The 18,580-nt window shown below is 56.0% G+C and carries 12 protein-coding genes; 3 read left to right on the forward strand and 9 right to left on the reverse strand.

Going from position 1 to position 18,580, the window contains the following annotated elements; all coding sequences use genetic code 11:
• Position 1: 1 nt before the first annotated feature.
• The 5 genes from HVX72_RS17170 to acnB all read right to left on the reverse strand — a co-directional run bounded on the left by HVX72_RS17170 (position 2) and on the right by acnB (position 6,544).
• On the reverse strand, positions 2-985 hold the full coding sequence (locus tag HVX72_RS17170) for a D-threonate 4-phosphate dehydrogenase (RefSeq protein WP_181821962.1): 984 nt from the start codon (positions 983-985) through the stop codon (positions 2-4).
• The gene (locus tag HVX72_RS17175; protein ID WP_181821963.1) at positions 975-2,246 is read right to left on the reverse strand and encodes a D-threonate kinase; all 1,272 of its coding nucleotides are present in this window, start codon (positions 2,244-2,246) and stop codon (positions 975-977) included. The genes HVX72_RS17170 and HVX72_RS17175 overlap by 11 nt, the downstream gene beginning before the upstream one ends.
• Positions 2,243-3,196, reverse strand: coding sequence for a 2-keto-3-deoxygluconate permease 1 (locus tag HVX72_RS17180; protein WP_181821964.1), 954 nt, complete (start codon positions 3,194-3,196; stop codon positions 2,243-2,245). Before HVX72_RS17180 ends, HVX72_RS17175 begins: the two co-directional genes overlap by 4 nt.
• 181 nt (positions 3,197-3,377) lie before the next feature.
• On the reverse strand, positions 3,378-3,740 hold the full coding sequence (gene yacL, locus HVX72_RS17185; protein ID WP_042289991.1) for a protein YacL: 363 nt from the start codon (positions 3,738-3,740) through the stop codon (positions 3,378-3,380).
• A gap of 206 nt (positions 3,741-3,946) precedes the next feature.
• Positions 3,947-6,544, reverse strand: coding sequence for a bifunctional aconitate hydratase 2/2-methylisocitrate dehydratase (gene acnB / locus HVX72_RS17190; RefSeq protein ID WP_042289993.1), 2,598 nt, complete (start codon positions 6,542-6,544; stop codon positions 3,947-3,949).
• A gap of 400 nt (positions 6,545-6,944) precedes the next feature.
• Here acnB and HVX72_RS17195 point away from each other — a divergent pair, with 400 nt between their 5' ends.
• Together HVX72_RS17195 and HVX72_RS17200 are read left to right on the forward strand one after the other, a co-directional pair.
• Complete coding sequence (locus HVX72_RS17195; RefSeq protein ID WP_042289995.1) at positions 6,945-8,531, forward strand: DUF3300 domain-containing protein; 1,587 nt, start codon at positions 6,945-6,947, stop codon at positions 8,529-8,531.
• Positions 8,532-8,543: 12 nt separating this feature from the next.
• The gene (locus HVX72_RS17200; protein WP_181821965.1) at positions 8,544-9,335 is read left to right on the forward strand and encodes a DUF2950 family protein; all 792 of its coding nucleotides are present in this window, start codon (positions 8,544-8,546) and stop codon (positions 9,333-9,335) included.
• 84 nt (positions 9,336-9,419) lie between these two features.
• Here the strand turns inward: HVX72_RS17200 and lpdA are convergent, their stop codons facing one another.
• The 4 genes from lpdA to pdhR all read right to left on the reverse strand — a co-directional run bounded on the left by lpdA (position 9,420) and on the right by pdhR (position 16,534).
• A complete protein-coding gene (gene lpdA / locus HVX72_RS17205; protein WP_042290330.1) occupies positions 9,420-10,844 on the reverse strand; it encodes a dihydrolipoyl dehydrogenase in 1,425 nt (474 codons plus the stop codon).
• 199 nt (positions 10,845-11,043) lie between these two features.
• Positions 11,044-12,933: a pyruvate dehydrogenase complex dihydrolipoyllysine-residue acetyltransferase gene (gene aceF, locus HVX72_RS17210; RefSeq protein ID WP_181821966.1), complete on the reverse strand. Its 1,890-nt coding sequence runs from the start codon at positions 12,931-12,933 to the stop codon at positions 11,044-11,046.
• A 14-nt stretch (positions 12,934-12,947) separates the two neighbouring features.
• Positions 12,948-15,611, reverse strand: a complete 2,664-nt coding sequence (gene aceE, locus HVX72_RS17215; protein ID WP_042290001.1) for a pyruvate dehydrogenase (acetyl-transferring), homodimeric type — start codon at positions 15,609-15,611, stop codon at positions 12,948-12,950.
• A gap of 158 nt (positions 15,612-15,769) precedes the next feature.
• Positions 15,770-16,534: a pyruvate dehydrogenase complex transcriptional repressor PdhR gene (gene pdhR, locus HVX72_RS17220; protein WP_042290003.1), complete on the reverse strand. Its 765-nt coding sequence runs from the start codon at positions 16,532-16,534 to the stop codon at positions 15,770-15,772.
• Positions 16,535-17,096: 562 nt separating this feature from the next.
• Between pdhR and aroP the strand changes: the two genes are divergently transcribed.
• Positions 17,097-18,470, forward strand: coding sequence for an aromatic amino acid transporter AroP (aroP, locus tag HVX72_RS17225; protein ID WP_120714903.1), 1,374 nt, complete (start codon positions 17,097-17,099; stop codon positions 18,468-18,470).
• Positions 18,471-18,580 lie beyond the last annotated feature (110 nt).

Consider the following 18,580-nt stretch of genomic DNA (forward strand, 5'->3'; position numbering starts at 1 on the left):
ATTACGCCAGTTGCATTGCCAGTTTAATCGATACGGCCATGCTCTCAGATTTTGCTTTTCCCGTCCAGGCGATATCAAACGCCGTCCCGTGATCGGCAGAGGTACGAATAAACGGCAGACCGGCGGTGATGTTCACGCCATCATAGAAACCGAGCAATTTGAGCGGAATATGCCCCTGATCGTGGTACATCGCCACCACCATGTCATATTGGCCTTCGTACGCCTGTAAAAACACGGTGTCCGGCGGACATGGGCCGTAAACGTCTGTTCCCTTCGCCTTCATGTTTTCAATGGCTGGCGACACAATGCGAATTTCTTCATCGCCAAACAGACCGTTTTCACCTGCATGGGGATTGACCCCGGCAACGGCGATGCGCGGTTGGGCGAAACCAACACGCTTCAGGAAGCGATCCGCGATGCCGATGACCGTCTCCACGCGTTTTCCGTTGAGGGTGTCGAGAAACTTGCGTAACGCAATATGGGTCGAAACGTGAATCACCTTCAGCTTGTCGGTGTAAAGCACCATCGCATAGTCACGGCTTTCGGTAAGCGTCGCCAACAGTTCGGTATGTCCCGGGTAATGATGCCCCGCCAGATGCAGCGCTTCTTTATTCAGCGGCGCGGTGGCGATGGCGTGTACATCGCCTTTCAGTGCCAGCTCTGTCGCACGTTTTACGCAACGGTAGGCCAGATCGCCCGCCTCGGCCTGCACTTTACCTGGCTCCAGCGCCTCCGGCTGCGCCAGCGGCTCGTCGATGACGTGAATCACGCCCGGCGTAAATCGCGCCTGCGTGACACCGTCAATCGCGCGAAAGGTCACCCCTTCCGCCAGCCCTTTGGCTTGCAAACGTTTGAGGGTTTGCAGGCATCCCACCACCACCAGCGGCGCGCCGTTAAGTTCATCTTCACAAAGCGCTTTGACAATAATTTCCGGACCGATACCCGCCGGATCGCCCATCGTAATCGCAATTGTTTTAGTTACCACTGTACATCTCCTCAATAAAATAAAGCGCATCACAAAGGGTGCTGTCTGAACCGAATCCGCCTGCTTTCGTGATCACCGGAAGGTCGTCGATTTCGCTGTTCACAAACGTCCCGCAGGGAATGCAGGGCGCGACCTCGCTCTGGATGCGATAGCCTTCCGCGCCAAGCGCGCTGGCAACCGCAGTGGCGATATCTCCTCCGGTCAGGAACAGCCCGCCAATACGCGCCTGTTCGATAATGCGCAGCGTAATGGTCCCGAGGCGTTGGCTGAGCATCTCACCAAGCTGCTGGCGGCTCACGCCTGCTTCAGTACACAGCGCGTCGATCATCTGCCGATCGTCCGCGCTCCGGCTGGTGCGGAGAATCGTGTGCTGCTGGCGGCCGAGCAGCGCGCAGGCCTGCTCCACCAGCGCGGCGATTTCCTGTTCGGCCTGCGCCGAAATCAGCCGTGAGGCATCAATGTCCACCACGCTGGCGCGCGCCTGGCAGAGCGCTTTTTCAACCTGCCGCCGCGTGGCTTCGCTCATCGATCCGGCCACCACCAGCACCGGCAGTTCCTGCTTCTCCTGCATGAACATTCTGACCGGTAGCGCGTTCGCCAGTCCGGCAGCGCCGACCAACAGCGGCAGCGTAGCCTGTTCACAAATAGCCTGGGCAATCAGCGACAGATCGCGATCTTCTACCGCATCGACCACCACCATGCATTCCCCCTCGGCGGCAAAAGCCCTCAGCAACGCGCTGAGCTGTCCGCGTCGCACGTCATCGAGCGACACGTCACGTACCGGGATATCGCTTTGTAGCGCAATCAGCTCCGCAATGCGCGAGGAGAGAATCGGCGTTTTCGGATCGCTGGCAAATTCGGTTTCCAGTAGCGGCGTACCGTTGACCAGACATAATCCGTCACGGGTGGTGCGCCCGGCAGCGGGGATCGCCGCCGCGATCACCGCCAGCGTCCGGTTGGCGGCACGCATCGCCGCCGTCACTTCCGCGCCGACGTTGCCGCGAAAGGTGGAATCAATTTTCTTGTATACCAGCGGGAGCGTCTCACCTTCGCACCAGGGCGCTAACGCCTGCGCTACCGCTTTCGCCGCCTGCTCTGCGGGTATCGCGCGGCTTTCGGTGTTGATCACCAGCACATCCGCGCGACGCGAAGGCTTTTGCTCCGGCGTCAGCATCACCTCGGTGCGCGCCCCTTTCTTCGCCAACTGCACGCCGGTATCGTTAGAGCCCGTAAAGTCGTCGGCGATAACGATCATCTTCATGCTTTTTCCTCCTCAGCGACCTGACGCGCCTGCTTTTTGGCGACCCACGAGGTCAGGACAGGCGTCAGAATCGCGGTTGTGATCACCGATGCGGCAATCAGCGGGGCGGCTGCGGCAGCTACTTCCGCCAGCGACGGGTCTGCCTGGGCAATCGCCAGCGGCGTCGCCACCGCGTTCCCGGCGGTGCTGGAGGCCGCCGCGCCGGCAATGCCGGTTCCCCCCACCAGACGGTCGGCGCGAATGTTAAAGAAACCGCCGACGAAGGTGGTCAGTACGCCAAGCAGAATGCCTGCCAGACCGCCCTGCAGCAGCATTTCAAGGTTGATCCCCGCACCCAGCGCAAACGCGAAGAATGGGATCAACAGTGGCCCCCCTTTGGTCAGGAAGTCGCGCATGTTGGGATCAAGGTTACCGAGGATCATCCCCACCACCAGCGGAACCAGCACCGCGACCAGCGCCATGATCGGTATGTTCGCCATACCCGCCGCGCCCAGCGCGATCATCGTAAAGAACGGCCCGTCATTCAGAGACAGAATGGAAATAGCGCCGACATCACGCTCGTTGCCAAACTCCCCCACAAGCGCCGCGTAAAGCCCGCCGTTTGAGTTACTCATCGCCGCAATGATCGCCACGCCGCTTAAGCCGAAGATCCCTTCCGCACCGAACAGATGCTCAACGCCCAGGCCAATCGCAATGGCGACCAGCAGTTTGGTCAGGGTTATCGTACCGCCCTGCAACAGCGCCTGAGGTGCGGCTTTCACGCTAATCCCCGCCCCCATACAGAGCAGGAAGGCGCCAATCAGCGGCGCCGCGCCGTTTTTGAACAGCGCGGTGGTGAACCCGCCGATCTCCAGCGCCTGTGGGGCAAAGGTATTGATAATGGCGCCGATCACCAGTGGCACAACCATCATGCCGCCGGGTACGCGTTCTATTGCCTTTTTGATGTTCATGGTCTTCCCGCCTGTTGTTATGTTGTGATTAAATAAAATCACAAAGATTATATTTAATCAAATTTAAAGCACAAACGCGCCAGATCACAGATTCAAAATGATTAATAAAAATCAACAAGGACTTTTACGGTTAAAAAAAAGCCGGACACTGGCGTCCGGCCTTGTGGATGATTGAATTCACTCAGGATTGCGCTAAAAAATCCCGATAAGCCCGCACCACCTGAAGAAAATCCTCCACGCCGCACAGCGACAGGCTCTCTTCATCGTAGTAGTTCATGCCTTCTTCCATCTCATCGCCCGTAAACTCCAGCTGGTTTGCGCGGATCATCACCTCCTCGCCGTCCATCCAGAGCGTGTATTCATGACCCGCCCGCTGCCAGGAACGTTCACTGCCTTTTACCGCGCGTGCGGCCTGTTCCACTTCATCGAGCAACGCCAGGTTATCCTTCACTTCTTCATTAAACCAGTGCCCGACCACTTCGTGGCCCATCGACATACGCACTTTTACCCCACCGGTAACATCGCGCAGAAATTCGTAATCCATAAGGTGTTCCTCTGCAAAGCCCTTGAGCTAATTATCGCAGCAGAGAGGAAGAAAAAAAGCGTGAGAGGCGGGAGGAATGAAAATAAAAAAACCCACCGCCGTTGCGATGGGTTGTCTCAGCCTGTGGGCCTGATAAGCGCAGCCGTCAGATTAACCCGTACCGGATGGCGGCGTAACGCCTGTCCGGCACGGGAAAACCATCAAAACTACACTGCCGTCTGGAAGATCACCCCGTCAGCTTTCTCGGTGTACTGAGACAACTGGTCGAAGTTCAGGTAGCGGTAAGTATCGACAGCGGTTTTATCCACCTGCGCCACATAGGTCTGATACTCTTCCGGCGTCGGCAGTTTACCGATCAGCGCTGCAACCGCCGCCAGCTCCGCAGAGGCCAGGAAGACGTTCGCCCCGGTCCCCAGACGGTTCGGGAAGTTACGGGTAGAGGTGGAGACCACCGTCGCACCGTCAGCCACGCGCGCCTGGTTACCCATGCACAGCGAACAGCCCGGAATTTCGATACGCGCGCCGCTCTTACCGAAGACGCTGTAATAGCCCTCTTCCGTGAGCTGCGCGGCATCCATGCGGGTTGGCGGCGCGACCCACAGACGGGTCGGCAACTGGCCTTTGTGCGCATCCAGCAGCTTACCGGCCGCACGGAAGTGACCGATGTTGGTCATACAGGAACCGATAAACACTTCGTCGATCTTCTCGCCCTGTACGTCGGAAAGCAGACGCGCATCGTCCGGATCGTTTGGCGCACACAGGATCGGCTCTTTGATATCCGCCAGATCGATGTCGATTACCGCCGCGTACTCTGCGTCAGCATCGGCTTCCAACAACTGCGGATCCGCCAGCCATTTTTCCATGCCCTGAATACGGCGTTCCAAAGTGCGACGATCGCCGTAGCCTTCCGCAATCATCCACTTCAGCAGGACGATGTTGGAGTTCAGATACTCAATGATCGGCTCTTTGTTCAGCTTGATGGTGCAACCGGCAGCAGAACGCTCGGCAGAGGCGTCTGTCAGCTCGAACGCCTGCTCGACTTTCAGATCCGGCAGACCTTCGATTTCCAGGATGCGGCCAGAGAAGATGTTTTTCTTACCTTTCTTCTCAACGGTCAGCAGACCCTGTTTGATGGCATACAGCGGGATCGCATGAACCAGATCGCGCAGGGTGATGCCCGGCTGCATTTTGCCCTTAAAGCGCACCAGCACGGACTCAGGCATGTCGAGAGGCATCACGCCGGTCGCCGCGGCAAACGCCACCAGGCCGGAGCCCGCCGGGAAGGAGATGCCGATCGGGAAACGGGTATGGGAGTCACCGCCGGTGCCCACGGTATCCGGCAACAGCATACGGTTGAGCCAGGAGTGGATCACGCCATCGCCCGGACGCAGCGACACGCCGCCACGGTTCATGATGAAGTCTGGCAGCGTGTGGTGCGTGGTGACGTCGACCGGCTTCGGATACGCCGCAGTGTGGCAGAAGGACTGCATGACCAGATCAGAGGAGAAGCCCAGGCACGCCAGGTCTTTCAGTTCATCACGTGTCATTGGGCCGGTGGTGTCCTGAGAACCAACGGAAGTCATCTTCGGCTCGCAGTACGCGCCAGGACGGACACCGGTTACGCCGCAGGCGCGGCCAACCATTTTCTGCGCCAGCGAGAAGCCGCGGCTGCTTTCCGCCACGTCTTTCGCCTGACGGAACACGTCTGAATGCGGCAGGCCCAGCGCTTCGCGCGCTTTGGTGGTCAGGCCACGACCGATGATCAGCGGGATACGGCCACCGGCGCGCACTTCGTCGATCAGCACGTCCGTTTTTAACTCAAACGTGGCCAGCAGTTCATTGGTTTCATGGTTACGCACTTCCCCTTTGTACGGGTAAACGTCAATCACGTCGCCCATGTTCAGGTTGCTCACATCCACTTCAATTGGCAGCGCGCCCGCGTCTTCCATGGTGTTAAAGAAGATAGGAGCAATTTTACCGCCGAGGCACAGGCCACCGCCGCGCTTGTTCGGCACGTGCGGAATGTCATCGCCCATGAACCACAACACAGAGTTGGTGGCGGATTTACGGGAAGAGCCGGTCCCCACAACGTCGCCGACGTAGGCCAACGGGAAGCCTTTTTGCTGCAGGGCTTCGATTTGTTTGATCGGACCGACCACGCCAGGCTGATCCGGTTCGATACCTTCACGGGCGTTTTTCAGCATCGCTAACGCGTGCAACGGGATATCCGGGCGGGACCAGGCGTCCGGTGCCGGAGAGAGATCGTCGGTGTTGGTTTCACCGGTCACCTTAAAGACGGTAACGGTCATTTTTTCGGCCAGCGGCGGACGGTTCAGGAACCATTCGGCATCCGCCCACGACTGCATCACCTGTTTTGCAAATACGTTACCCGCTTTGGCTTTTTCTTCCACATCGTAGAAGTTATCGAACATCAGCAGGGTATGGGACAGCGCTTTGGCGGCAATCGGCGCCAGCGTGTCGTTGTCGAGCGCGTCGATCAGCGGATGGATGTTGTAACCACCCTGCATGGTGCCAAGCAGTTCGATGGCTTTTTCTGGCGTAACCAGCGGGGAGGTCGTTTCGCCTTTGGCGACGGCAGCGAGAAAACCCGCTTTAACGTAGGCGGCTTCATCGACGCCAGGGGGAACACGGTTGATTAACAGGTCTAACAGGAATTCTTCTTCACCCGCAGGCGGGTTTTTCAGCAGCTCGACGAGCGCGGCCATTTGGGTTGCATCTAAGGGTTTGGGCACAATCCCCTCGGCGGCACGTTCAGCTACGTGCTTACGGTATTCTTCTAGCACGACGGTTCTCCTCGCTCTCATTGTCATAGTGCGGCGCTTTTATCGATGGGCGATTTTCTTCACGCTCCTGTGAGACAGCAGTTAGTAGGGTAAATGCCCGGTACCGCAACGGGCAGAATAACAGGATTTTAGTGGGGTGTTAATGTGTTTACAAAAAAGCAACATAAAAAAGTGGCTGAATCGTTAAGGATGGTCTAATGCGCTTTTCGGTATCCCTTAAAGGGGAGGAAGCACTGTTACGAGTGGATACATTATTTTCGATTTTAATAATCACTCTACTGTAACGATCCCAAGATTAGTCAAAAATTAAACTATCGTCTCTTTATACTCCCGCAACACTGCACCTGCGGGTGGCAGCAATTCGACCATAGCGATTTCTTCAGGAATCGGGAGTAAGAAAATGACGTTGCCCTTCAAACCCCACGTGCTGGCGCTGGTCTGTAGCGCTGGGTTATTCGCCGCATCCGGCGTGATGTATGTAAAAAGCCGGACGCCAGAAGCCCCCACTCAGCCGGTTCCTGTCACCGCGTCTGCGCCTGCTCCCGCCGCGCCGGTGGCGAAACCCACATTTACCACCGCGCAAATCGATCAATGGGTCGCCCCCGTGGCGCTGTATCCCGATCCGCTGCTGTCCCAGGTGTTAATGGCCGCCACCTACCCGGCAAACGTGGTGCAGGCGGTACAATGGTCGCGTGATAATCCCACGTTGCAGGGCGATGCTGCGATTCAGGCCGTTTCCGGACAACCCTGGGACCCGAGCGTGAAATCACTGGTGGCGTTTCCGCAACTGATGGCGTTGATGGGAGAAAACCCGGAATGGGTGCAAAATCTGGGCGACGCCTTTCTGGCGCAACCGCAGGATGTGATGGATGCGGTACAGCGACTGCGTCAACTGGCGCAGCAGACGGGTTCACTGAAATCCACGCCGCAGCAAACCGTCACCAGTACGCCAAAGAAAAACGTCGCCACACAGGCCTCGTCAACGTCCCAGACCACGAACGTGCAGTCGACCACGCCGACGGTCATTAAAATTGAACCGGCAGACCCGCAGGTCGTCTACGTACCCAACTACAACCCCACAACGGTGTACGGCGCCTGGCCAAATACGGCTTATCCGCCCGTCTACCTGCCGCCGCCTCCGGGAGAGCAGTTCGCCAGCAGCTTTGTACGAGGCTTCGGTTACAGCCTCGGCGTTGCCACCACTTACGCGCTGTTCAGCAATATTGACTGGGACGACGACGATGACCACCACCATGATGACGATCATCACCATCATGATGATGGTGACTCTCATCATGACGGCTATCAGCATAACGGCGATAACATCAACATTAACGTTAACAACTTCAACCGTATCACCGGGCAGAACCTGAAAGAACAGAATCTGACCTGGCGCCATAATCCGGCATACCGTGACGGCGTTCCCTACCGCAACAGCGCCACCGCACAGCGTTTTCATCAGACCAGCGTCAGCGGTGGGTTAAGCGCAACGCCGCAGCCCGCTCCAGCCAGCCGTGACAGCCAGCGCCAGGCGGCAATGGCGCAGTTGCAACAGCGTCAGACATCTTCACGTGACGTCCAGCGTAACGCCGCCTCGCAGCAGTTAAACCAGATTGCCCAGCGCAATAATTACCGCGGCTACGATACGGATCGCGCCAGCGCTCATCACCAGACGGTACATAAACCGACAGTTGGGCAGCAGCAACAGCACCGTGAAGCGCGTAAAACGAAGGTACAGCAGCACCCGCTTTCAGAACAGCAGAGGGACAACGCGCGTCAGCGAATCGCCTCCGCCACGCCTGAGCAGCGCCAGACGTTCCGGCAACATCATGCCAATGTGTTTAGCGGCAACGACAGCCGTTCGCCAGACTGGCAATCGCAGCAGCGACGCGGTCAGGAAAGCCGTCGTATCAGCCACTTAAGCGATGAGCAGCGCGCCACCGCGCGTGAACATATATCTGAGCATCATGAATTTCGTCGTCGTTGATCGGAGCCGATAATGAAAAATATCTTGTTTAGCGCCCTTCTGTTCTCACTGCCGCTGATGGGCTATGCGCAGCAGAACTTCGCCTCGCCGGACGAGGCGGCCAACGCCTTCGCCTCCGCAATCGCCAGTAAAAACGACACGCAGCTCACCGCGCTTTTAGGGGATAACTGGCGGCAATTTCTCCCGCCGGAGGGCGCCGACCCGGAAGCGGTCGCGCGTTTTAACCGCGACTGGAAAATCAGCCATCAGGTGGTGCAAAACAACAACGTTGCGCATCTGAACGTGGGGAAAGAAGGCTGGCAGCTTCCTGTTCCTGTCGTGAGGTCCGCAGCGGGATGGCATTTCGATATGGCCGCCGCTCAGGAGGAGATCCTCACGCGCGCCATTGGCCGTAATGAGCTATCGGCTATTCAGGCCATGCGCGCCTATGTGGATGCCCAGTATGATTACTGGCAGCGCAAGCAGATGTTCGCGACCAGACTGATCAGCAGCGAAGGTCAGCAGGATGGGCTTTACTGGCCAACGCGGCCAGGCGAAAGGCCCAGCCCGTTAGGCCCGGCGTTCAGTTCCGATCGTCACGCCGAGGGTTACCATGGTTATCGGTTCCGCGTAATTGCCAACGACAACGACAAAGGTTTTGCTCTTCTGGCCTGGCCCGTCTCGTGGGGAGAGACAGGGGTCATGAGCTTTATGGTGAATCAGGATGATCGGGTGTATCAGGCTGATTTAGGCAAAGAGACGGAGAAGCGCGTTACGGCAATAAATCAATACAGTGAAGATGAACCGTGGAAGCCTGTTAACTAGCAGACACAAAAAAGCGGCTTACAAGCCGCTTTTTATTTGCCCGACGGCACGTTGCTTATCGGGCTTACAATCGAACCGGGAAGATTATTTCTTCTTCGCTTTCGGGTTCGGCAGGTCGGTGATGCTGCCTTCAAACACCTCAGCCGCCAGCCCCACGGATTCGTGCAGCGTCGGGTGAGCATGGATGGTCAACGCGATGTCTTCCGCGTCGCAACCCATTTCGATCGCCAGACCGATTTCACCCAGCAGCTCGCCGCCGTTAGTACCGACAATCGCACCACCAATGACACGATGAGACTCTTTGTCGAAAATCAGCTTGGTCATGCCGTCCGCGCAGTCGGAAGCGATAGCACGGCCAGAAGCAGCCCACGGGAAGGTGGCGGTTTCGTAGCTGATGCCTTTCTCTTTCGCTTCTTTCTCGGTCAGACCGACCCACGCCACTTCTGGTTCAGTGTAGGCGATGGACGGAATTACTTTCGGGTCGAAGTAGTGTTTCTTGCCGGCGATAACTTCAGCGGCAACATGGCCTTCATGGACGCCTTTATGCGCCAGCATCGGCTGACCGACAATATCGCCGATAGCGAAGATGTGCGGCACGTTGGTGCGCAACTGTTTGTCAACGCGGATAAAGCCACGGTCGTCCACTTCCACGCCCGCTTTACCGGCGTCGAGGTTTTTACCGTTCGGCACACGGCCAATCGCTACCAGCACCGCGTCGTAACGCTGGGCTTCAGCAGGCGCTTTTTTGCCTTCCATGGAAACGTAGATACCGTCTTCTTTCGCTTCAACGGCAGTCACTTTGGTTTCCAGCATCAGGTTGAATTTCTTGCTGATGCGCTTGGTGAAGACTTTAACGATATCTTTGTCAGCCGCCGGGATCACCTGGTCGAACATTTCAACCACGTCAATCTCTGAACCCAGCGCATGGTACACGGTTCCCATTTCCAGGCCGATGATACCGCCGCCCATAACCAGCAGGCGCTTAGGAACGGTTTTCAGTTCCAGAGCGTCAGTGGAATCCCAGACGCGTGGATCTTCATGCGGAATAAACGGCAGTTGGATCGGACGGGAACCCGCCGCGATGATCGCGTTGTCGAAGTTGATTACGGTTTTGCCGTTTTCACCTTCCACTTCCAGGGTGTTCGCCCCGGTAAATTTACCCAGACCGTTGACCACTTTCACTTTACGGCCTTTGGCCATACCCGCCAGACCACCGGTCAGCTGAGTGATAACTTTCTCTTTCCAGGTACGAATCTTGTCGATATCGGTTTTCGGCTCACCGAAGACGATACCGTGTTCAGCCAGCGCTTTGGCTTCTTCGATCACTTTCGCAACGTGCAGCAGCGCTTTAGAAGGGATACAGCCGACGTTCAGACAGACACCACCGAGGGTGTTGTAACGTTCTACGATTACGGTTTCCAGACCTAAATCAGCGCAACGGAAGGCTGCAGAGTAACCTGCCGGGCCTGCCCCAAGTACCACGACCTGAGTTTTGATTTCAGTACTCATCATGACCTCTTAATTGATTTCCGGCGATCCCTGGTCTTGTCGCCCATCGTCCACCGGGTCGTTCTATCCGCCCGTATTTTACAAAATTGTTAACAATTTTGAAACAACAAAACGGCAACGATTTATCTTTAGCACCAATAACCCCAATGACAACATGAGATTACCAGAAAAAAGCCGGCCGTCGGGCCGGCTTTTTTGCTTACATCACCAGACGGCGAATGTCAGACAGCATATTGTTAATGATGGTAATGAAACGCGCACCATCAGCACCGTCAATCACACGGTGGTCGAAGGAGAGAGAGATCGGCATCATCAGACGCGGCACAAACTCTTTACCGTTCCACACCGGCTCCATCGCAGACTTGGAAACGCCAAGGATAGCGACTTCCGGCGCGTTGACGATCGGCGCGAAATGGGTGGTGCCCAGGCCGCCGATGCTGGAGATGGTGAAGCAACCGCCCTGCATTTCGCCCGCAGTCAGTTTGCCGTCACGCGCTTTCTTCGAGATCGTGGTCAGTTCACGGGAAAGCTCAGTCACGCTCTTCTTGTTCACGTCTTTAAAGACCGGAACCACCAGACCGTTCGGGGTATCAACCGCAACACCGATGTTGATGTATTTCTTCAGCGTCAGGCGCTGACCGTCTTCAGACAGTGAGCTGTTGAAGCGTGGCATCTGCTCAAGCGCAGCAGCAACGGCTTTCATGATGAACACAACCGGCGTGTATTTGACGTCCAGTTTGCGTTTTTCAGCTTCAGCGTTTTGCTGTTTACGGAACGCTTCCAGATCGGTGATATCGGTCTTGTCGAAGTGCGTAACGTGCGGGATCATCACCCAGTTACGGCTCAGGTTCGCACCAGAGATTTTCTGGATACGACCCAGTTCCACTTCTTCGATCTCGCCGAACTTGCTGAAGTCCACTTTCGGCCATGGCAGCATGCCCGGGATACCGCCGCCAGCGGCTGCAGCAGGTGCAGCTTCAGCGCGTTTCACCGCGTCTTTCACGTACGCCTGAACGTCTTCGCGCAGGATACGACCTTTACGGCCTGTACCCTTCACTTTCGCCAGATTCACGCCGAATTCGCGCGCCAGGCGGCGAATCAGCGGGGTGGCATGGACGTAAGCGTCGTTCTCAGCGAACTCGGATTTGCCTTCCGCTTTTGCCGTAGGCGCCGCAGCAGGGGTTTCAGCTTTCGCCGCCGGCGCCGGAGCAGCCGCTTCCTGCTTAGCCGGAGCCGCAGCAGGCGCCGCGCCTTCCACTTCGAAGACCATAATCAGAGAACCGGTTTTGACTTTGTCGCCGGTGCTGATTTTGATTTCTTTAACGGTACCCGCGAACGGCGCCGGTACTTCCATCGACGCCTTGTCACCTTCTACGGTGATCAGGGACTGCTCGGCTTCAACCTTGTCGCCGACCTTGACCATCACTTCGGTCACTTCAACTTCGTCACCGCCGATGTCCGGTACGTTAACGTCTTTCGCGCCGCCAGCCGCAGCCAGCGCAGCAGCCGGAGCCGCTTCCGCTTTTGCTGGCGCCGCAGCGCCTTCAGCACCCGCCACCTCGAAGACCATGATCAGAGAGCCAGTGGACACTTTGTCACCGGTGTTGATCTTGATCTCTTTCACGGTACCTGCGAACGGCGCCGGTACTTCCATCGAAGCTTTGTCGCCTTCAACGGTGATCAGAGACTGTTCCGCCGCAACGGTGTCGCCCACTTTGACCATGATTTCGGTGACTTCAACTTCATCACCGCCGATGTCCGGCACGTGAACGTCTTTCGCTGCCGCTGCAGCAGGCGCCGCCGGGGCCGCTTCTTTCTTCTCTTCTGCCGGAGCAGGCGCAGCGTCAGCTGCACCGTCGGCGGAATCGAAAATCATGATCAGTTTGCCGGTCTCGGTTTTGTCGCCAACGGAGACTTTGATCTCTTTGACGATGCCAGCCTGCGGAGACGGAACTTCCATAGAGGCTTTGTCGCCTTCTACGGTGATCAGCGACTGTTCAGCTTCAACTTTGTCGCCAACCTTGACCAGGATCTCGGTGATTTCAACTTCATCTGCCCCGATGTCCGGTACTTTGATTTCGATAGCCATTATTCTTTTACCTCTTACGCCAGACGCGGGTTAACTTTTTCTGCATCGATGTTGAATTTGGTAATTGCATCCGCAACCACTTTCTTATCGATTTCGCCACGTTTAGCCAGTTCGCCCAGTGCCGCTACCACCACGTAGGACGCATCCACTTCGAAGTGATGACGCAGGTTTTCACGGCTGTCAGAGCGACCGAAACCGTCGGTACCCAGTACGCGGTAATCATCTGCCGGTACATAAGTACGAACCTGTTCAGCAAACAGTTTCATATAGTCAGTTGATGCGACAGCCGGTGCGTCGTTCATCACCTGAGCGATGTACGGTACGCGCGGGGTTTCCAGCGGGTGCAGCATGTTCCAGCGCTCACAATCCTGGCCGTCACGCGCCAGTTCGGTGAAGGAGGTCACGCTGTATACATCAGAACCCACGCCGTAATCTTTCGCCAGGATCTCTGCCGCTTCGCGGACGTGACGCAGGATAGAACCCGAGCCTAAGAGCTGAACTTTACCTTTGCTACCTTCGAGGGTGTCGAGTTTATAGATACCTTTGCGGATACCTTCCTCAGCGCCTTCCGGCATAGCCGGCATGTGGTAGTTTTCGTTCAGCGTGGTGATGTAATAGTAAACGTTCTCTTGTTTTTCACCGTACATGCGCTCCAGACCGTCATGCATGATGACCGCCACTTCGTATGCGTAAGCCGGATCGTAAGAGATACAGTTCGGGATAGTCAGAGACTGAATATGGCTGTGACCATCTTCATGCTGCAAACCTTCGCCGTTCAGGGTCGTACGACCGGAAGTACCGCCAATCAGGAAGCCGCGCGCCTGCTGGTCGCCCGCTGCCCAGCACAGGTCGCCGATACGCTGGAACCCGAACATGGAGTAATAGATGTAGAACGGGATCATCGGCAGATCGTTAGTGCTGTAAGAGGTCGCAGCCGCCAGCCAGGAAGAACCTGCGCCCAGCTCGTTGATACCTTCCTGCAGGATCTGACCTTTCTCGTCTTCTTTGTAGTACGCAACCTGCTCACGGTCCTGCGGGGTGTACTGCTGGCCGTTCGGGCTGTAAATACCGATCTGACGGAACAGACCTTCCATACCAAAGGTACGCGCTTCGTCGGCGATGATCGGAACCAGACGATCTTTGATCGACTTGTTCTTCAGCATCACGTTCAGGGCGCGAACGAAAGCGATAGTGGTGGAGATCTCTTTGTTCTGCTCTTCCAGCAGCGCGCCAAAATCTTCCAGGGTCGGCAGCTCCAGCTTCTCGGTGAAGTTAGGCTGGCGGCTCGGCAGGTAACCGTGCAGCGCCTGACGACGTTCGTGCAGGTACTTGTGCTCTTCAGAACCTTCCGGGAAGGTGATGTACGGCAGTTTTTCAATGTCAGCATCGGATACCGGCACGTTGAAACGATCGCGGACGTAGCGAACGCCGTCCATGTTCATTTTCTTCACCTGGTGAGCGATGTTTTTACCTTCGGCAGAGTCGCCCATGCCGTAACCCTTAATGGTATGGGCGAGGATGACAGTCGCTTTGCCTTTGGTTTCCTGCGCTTTTTTCAGTGCAGCGTAGACTTTCTTCGGATCGTGGCCGCCACGGTTCAGGGCCCAGATCTGCTCATCAGTCCAGTCTGCCACCAGCGCGGCGGTTTCCGGATACTTGCCGAAGAAGTGCTCACGCACGTACGCGCCGTCTTTTGATTTGAAGGTCTGGTAGTCGCCGTCAACGGTTTCGTTCATCAGTTGGATCAGCTTACCGCTGGTATCTTTACGCAGCAGCTCATCCCAACGACCGCCCCACATGACTTTAATCACGTTCCAGCCCGCGCCGTCGAAGATGCCTTCCAGTTCGTTAACGATTTTGCCGTTACCGGTGACCGGGCCGTCCAGGCGCTGCAGGTTACAGTTGATGATGAAGACCAAGTTGTCCAGTTTTTCGCGGGTCGCGATGGTGATAGCGCCTTTGGATTCCGGCTCGTCCATTTCACCGTCGCCCAGGAAGGCGTAAACGGTCTGTTTGGAGGTGTCTTTCAGGCCACGGTGTTCCAGATATTTCAGGAATTTAGCCTGGTAAATAGCGCCGATTGGACCCAGCCCCATAGAGACGGTCGGGAACTGCCAGAATTCCGGCATCAGTTTCGGGTGCGGGTAGGAAGACAGGCCGTTGCCATGCACTTCCTGGCGGAAGTTATCCATCTGCTCTTCGGTCAGACGGCCTTCCAGGAATGCGCGTGCGTAAACGCCCGGCGAGATGTGGCCCTGGAAATACACCAGGTCGCCGCCATCCTGCTCGTTGCGGGCGCGGAAGAAGTGGTTGAAGCAAACGTCATATACGGTTGCGGAAGACTGGAAGGATGCCATGTGGCCGCCCAGCTCGAGGTCTTTTTTAGACGCACGCAGTACCGTCATGATGGCGTTCCAGCGGATAGCAGAACGAATACGACGCTCCAGCTCCAGATTGCCCGGGTATTCCGGTTCATCTTCAACGGCAATAGTGTTGATGTAATTGCTTGCCCCTGCACCTGCCGCCACTTTCACGCCGCCTTTGCGGGCTTCGGAAAGCAGTTGGTCGATCAGATACTGAGCGCGCTCAACACCTTCTTCACGGATGACCGATTCGATCGCCTGTAGCCAGTCGCGAGTTTCGATCGGATCCACGTCATTTGGGAAACGTTCTGACATGGGTTATTCCTTATCTATCTAATACGTTGAGTTATCTGGAACCTGTCCCATTAAACTTTCGTCGGAAAGCTTAATAAGACAGGTTCTGCGTTTAGTTGCCGCGCACATTTTTGCGCTTTATTAACAACATCTTCTGGTAAACGAGCTGCCAGAAAAAACTAATTCTTGCGCTGTTCCAGACGGCGTAAGGCGCGTTCACGACGACTTTCCTCACGGCTTCTGTCCAGCAATATCTCTTCGATAAACGCCAGGTGGCGATGCGATGCTTCGCGCGCCTCCTCGGGGTTACCGGCCATGATCGCTTCGAAAATACGGGTGCGGTGACTGCTCACCAGCGGAAGCATCTCGCGACGCGAATAGAGTAATTCGAAGTTTTGCCGGACATTCTGGGCCAACATCGGCTCCATACACCTTAGCAGATGGAGCAAAACCACATTGTGTGCCGCTTCGGTGACAGCAATTTGATATTGCAGAACCGCATCGGACTCAGCGTCCAGGTCACCCGACTCCTGCGCCAGCTCAATCGCATGGTGCAGTTCGCGAATCCGCGTTTTGTCTTCGTCCGTGCTGCGCAGCGCCGCGTAATAGGCCGCAATGCCTTCCAGCGCGTGGCGCGTCTCGAGCAGGTCAAACTGGGATTCAGGATGATCGGAGAGCAATTCTACCAGTGGGTCGCTGAAGCTCTGCCACAGGCTGCTCTGAACAAAAGTGCCGCCGCCCTGGCGACGAAGCAACAGGCCCTTCGCTTCGAGACGTTGGATCGCCTCACGCAGGGAGGGACGGGAGACGTCGAACTGTTTCGCCAGTTCGCGTTCCGGTGGGAGTTTTTCGCCGGGGCGCAAGGTGCCCTCAAGAATCAAAAACTCCAGCTGTTGCTCAATCACATCGGATAATTTTGGTTGGCGGATTTTGCTGTAGGCCATGATGTCCTGTCTTAAGCCATTTGCCCGGAGTCAATTGGTCTTACCAATTTCATGTCTGTGACGCTAAAGTAACAAAGTATTCACCTTCTGTCCATACAGGTTTTGATTGAAATCAGGAAACCACGCACATTTTAACAACATTACAGAAATAACGTATCAAACATGTAACTATGCACAAATGTTAAATTTACCGCCTCCGCGCCAGTTTTAACCTTATTGAAACGAAATAAAATCCAAATTGAACCGATTCACTCGCATACTAATGCAAATAAAATAAATAAATAGGCAATCTGTTGGGCTGAGATATGGCGTGTGAGATTAACGAAGGGCTGTTACATCTGCTTTCTTTTTATGCAACTCGTCATCAACCATTCATAAAGCAGGTGCATTCGCCTGCGCATACCATTATTCTTATCCAGACAAAAGAGTTCCGGCGACATTTCATTAAACACAACTGTAAACAAAAAAATACAACAAACGGAATCGTTAACTTACACACGCATCCTGCGTCGTTACTACATAAACGCTCATCACAGAAAGAGCGCACCACACACGAGGTTTCATGATGGACAGTCAGCAGCACGGCGAGCAGCTTAAGCGCGGGCTAAAAAACCGCCATATCCAGCTAATCGCGCTGGGCGGCGCAATCGGGACAGGCCTGTTCCTGGGAAGCGCCTCCGTTATCCAGTCAGCCGGTCCCGGTATCATTCTGGGTTATGCGATCGCAGGGTTTATCGCTTTTCTGATCATGCGTCAGTTAGGGGAAATGGTAGTGGAGGAGCCGGTTGCCGGTTCGTTCAGCCACTTTGCCTATAAGTACTGGGGCAGTTTTGCCGGTTTTGCCTCCGGCTGGAATTACTGGGTGTTGTATGTGCTGGTCGCGATGGCGGAACTGACCGCCGTCGGTAAATACATCCAGTTCTGGTATCCGGAGATCCCGACCTGGGTCTCGGCGGCGGCCTTCTTTGTGCTGATCAACGCGATCAACCTGACCAACGTGAAAGTGTTCGGTGAAATGGAGTTCTGGTTCGCCATTATTAAAGTGATCGCCGTGGTGGCGATGATTCTGTTCGGCGGCTGGCTGCTGTTCAGCGGCAACGGCGGCCCGCAGGCTACCGTGCGCAACCTGTGGGAACAGGGCGGCTTCCTGCCGCATGGCTGGACCGGGCTGGTCATGATGATGGCGATCATTATGTTCTCCTTTGGAGGGCTTGAGCTGGTGGGGATCACCGCGGCGGAAGCCGATAACCCGGAGCAAAGCATTCCGAAAGCGACCAACCAGGTTATCTACCGTATTCTGATCTTCTATGTTGGCTCACTGGCAGTGCTGCTTTCCCTGCTGCCGTGGACGCGCGTAACCGCCGACACCAGCCCATTTGTCCTTATCTTCCACGAGCTGGGCGACACCTTTGTGGCGAATGCGCTGAACATCGTGGTGCTGACCGCGGCGCTGTCGGTGTATAACAGTTGCGTCTACTGCAACAGCCGAATGTTGTTTGGCCTTGCGCAGCAGGGCAACGCGCCAAAAGCGCTGCTTTCCGTCGACAAACGCGGCGTACCGGTCAATACCATTCTGGTTTCTGCGCTGGTCACCGCACTGTGCGTACTCATTAACTATATGGCGCCGGAGTCGGCGTTTGGCCTGCTGATGGCGCTGGTGGTTTCCGCACTGGTCATTAACTGGGCGATGATTAGTCTGGCGCACATCAAGTTCCGTCGCGCGAAACAGCAACAGGGCGTTAAAACGCGCTTCCCGGCTCTGCTCTATCCGCTCGGAAACTGGGTCTGCCTGCTGTTTATGGCTGCGGTACTGGTAATTATGTTAATCACGCCGGGAATGGCGATCTCAGTCTATTTGATCCCCGTATGGCTGCTGGTCCTGGGCGTCGGTTATCTGTGCAAACAGAAAACGGCGAAGACCGCCAAAGCGCATTAATTCTCTTCCCCTCGCCCGCCCGCCGGGTGAGGGGTGTTATCTGCTTCACACTTTCCTGCCAATAGCTATTTCGTCCATATCAGCGGCGCTATCCTGCAACGCAATTATTC

Origin of the sequence: Citrobacter sp. RHB21-C05 (assembly GCF_013889015.1) — a bacterium.
GTDB lineage: Bacteria > Pseudomonadota > Gammaproteobacteria > Enterobacterales > Enterobacteriaceae > Citrobacter_A > Citrobacter_A sedlakii.

Bases quoted from the DNA above. Each gene is read 5' to 3' on its own strand.
- aceE (WP_042290001.1), bottom strand. From the start codon at position 15,611: ATGTCAGAACGTTTCCCAAATGACGTGGATCCGATCGAAACTCGCGAC.
- lpdA (WP_042290330.1), bottom strand. From the start codon at position 10,844: ATGAGTACTGAAATCAAAACTCAGGTCGTGGTACTTGGGGCAGGCCCG.
- pdhR (WP_042290003.1), bottom strand. From the start codon at position 16,534: ATGGCCTACAGCAAAATCCGCCAACCAAAATTATCCGATGTGATTGAG.
- HVX72_RS17200 (WP_181821965.1), top strand. From the start codon at position 8,544: ATGAAAAATATCTTGTTTAGCGCCCTTCTGTTCTCACTGCCGCTGATG.
- aceF (WP_181821966.1), bottom strand. From the start codon at position 12,933: ATGGCTATCGAAATCAAAGTACCGGACATCGGGGCAGATGAAGTTGAA.
- HVX72_RS17195 (WP_042289995.1), top strand. From the start codon at position 6,945: ATGACGTTGCCCTTCAAACCCCACGTGCTGGCGCTGGTCTGTAGCGCT.
- HVX72_RS17175 (WP_181821963.1), bottom strand. From the start codon at position 2,246: ATGAAGATGATCGTTATCGCCGACGACTTTACGGGCTCTAACGATACC.
- yacL (WP_042289991.1), bottom strand. From the start codon at position 3,740: ATGGATTACGAATTTCTGCGCGATGTTACCGGTGGGGTAAAAGTGCGT.
- HVX72_RS17180 (WP_181821964.1), bottom strand. From the start codon at position 3,196: ATGAACATCAAAAAGGCAATAGAACGCGTACCCGGCGGCATGATGGTT.
- aroP (WP_120714903.1), top strand. From the start codon at position 17,097: ATGATGGACAGTCAGCAGCACGGCGAGCAGCTTAAGCGCGGGCTAAAA.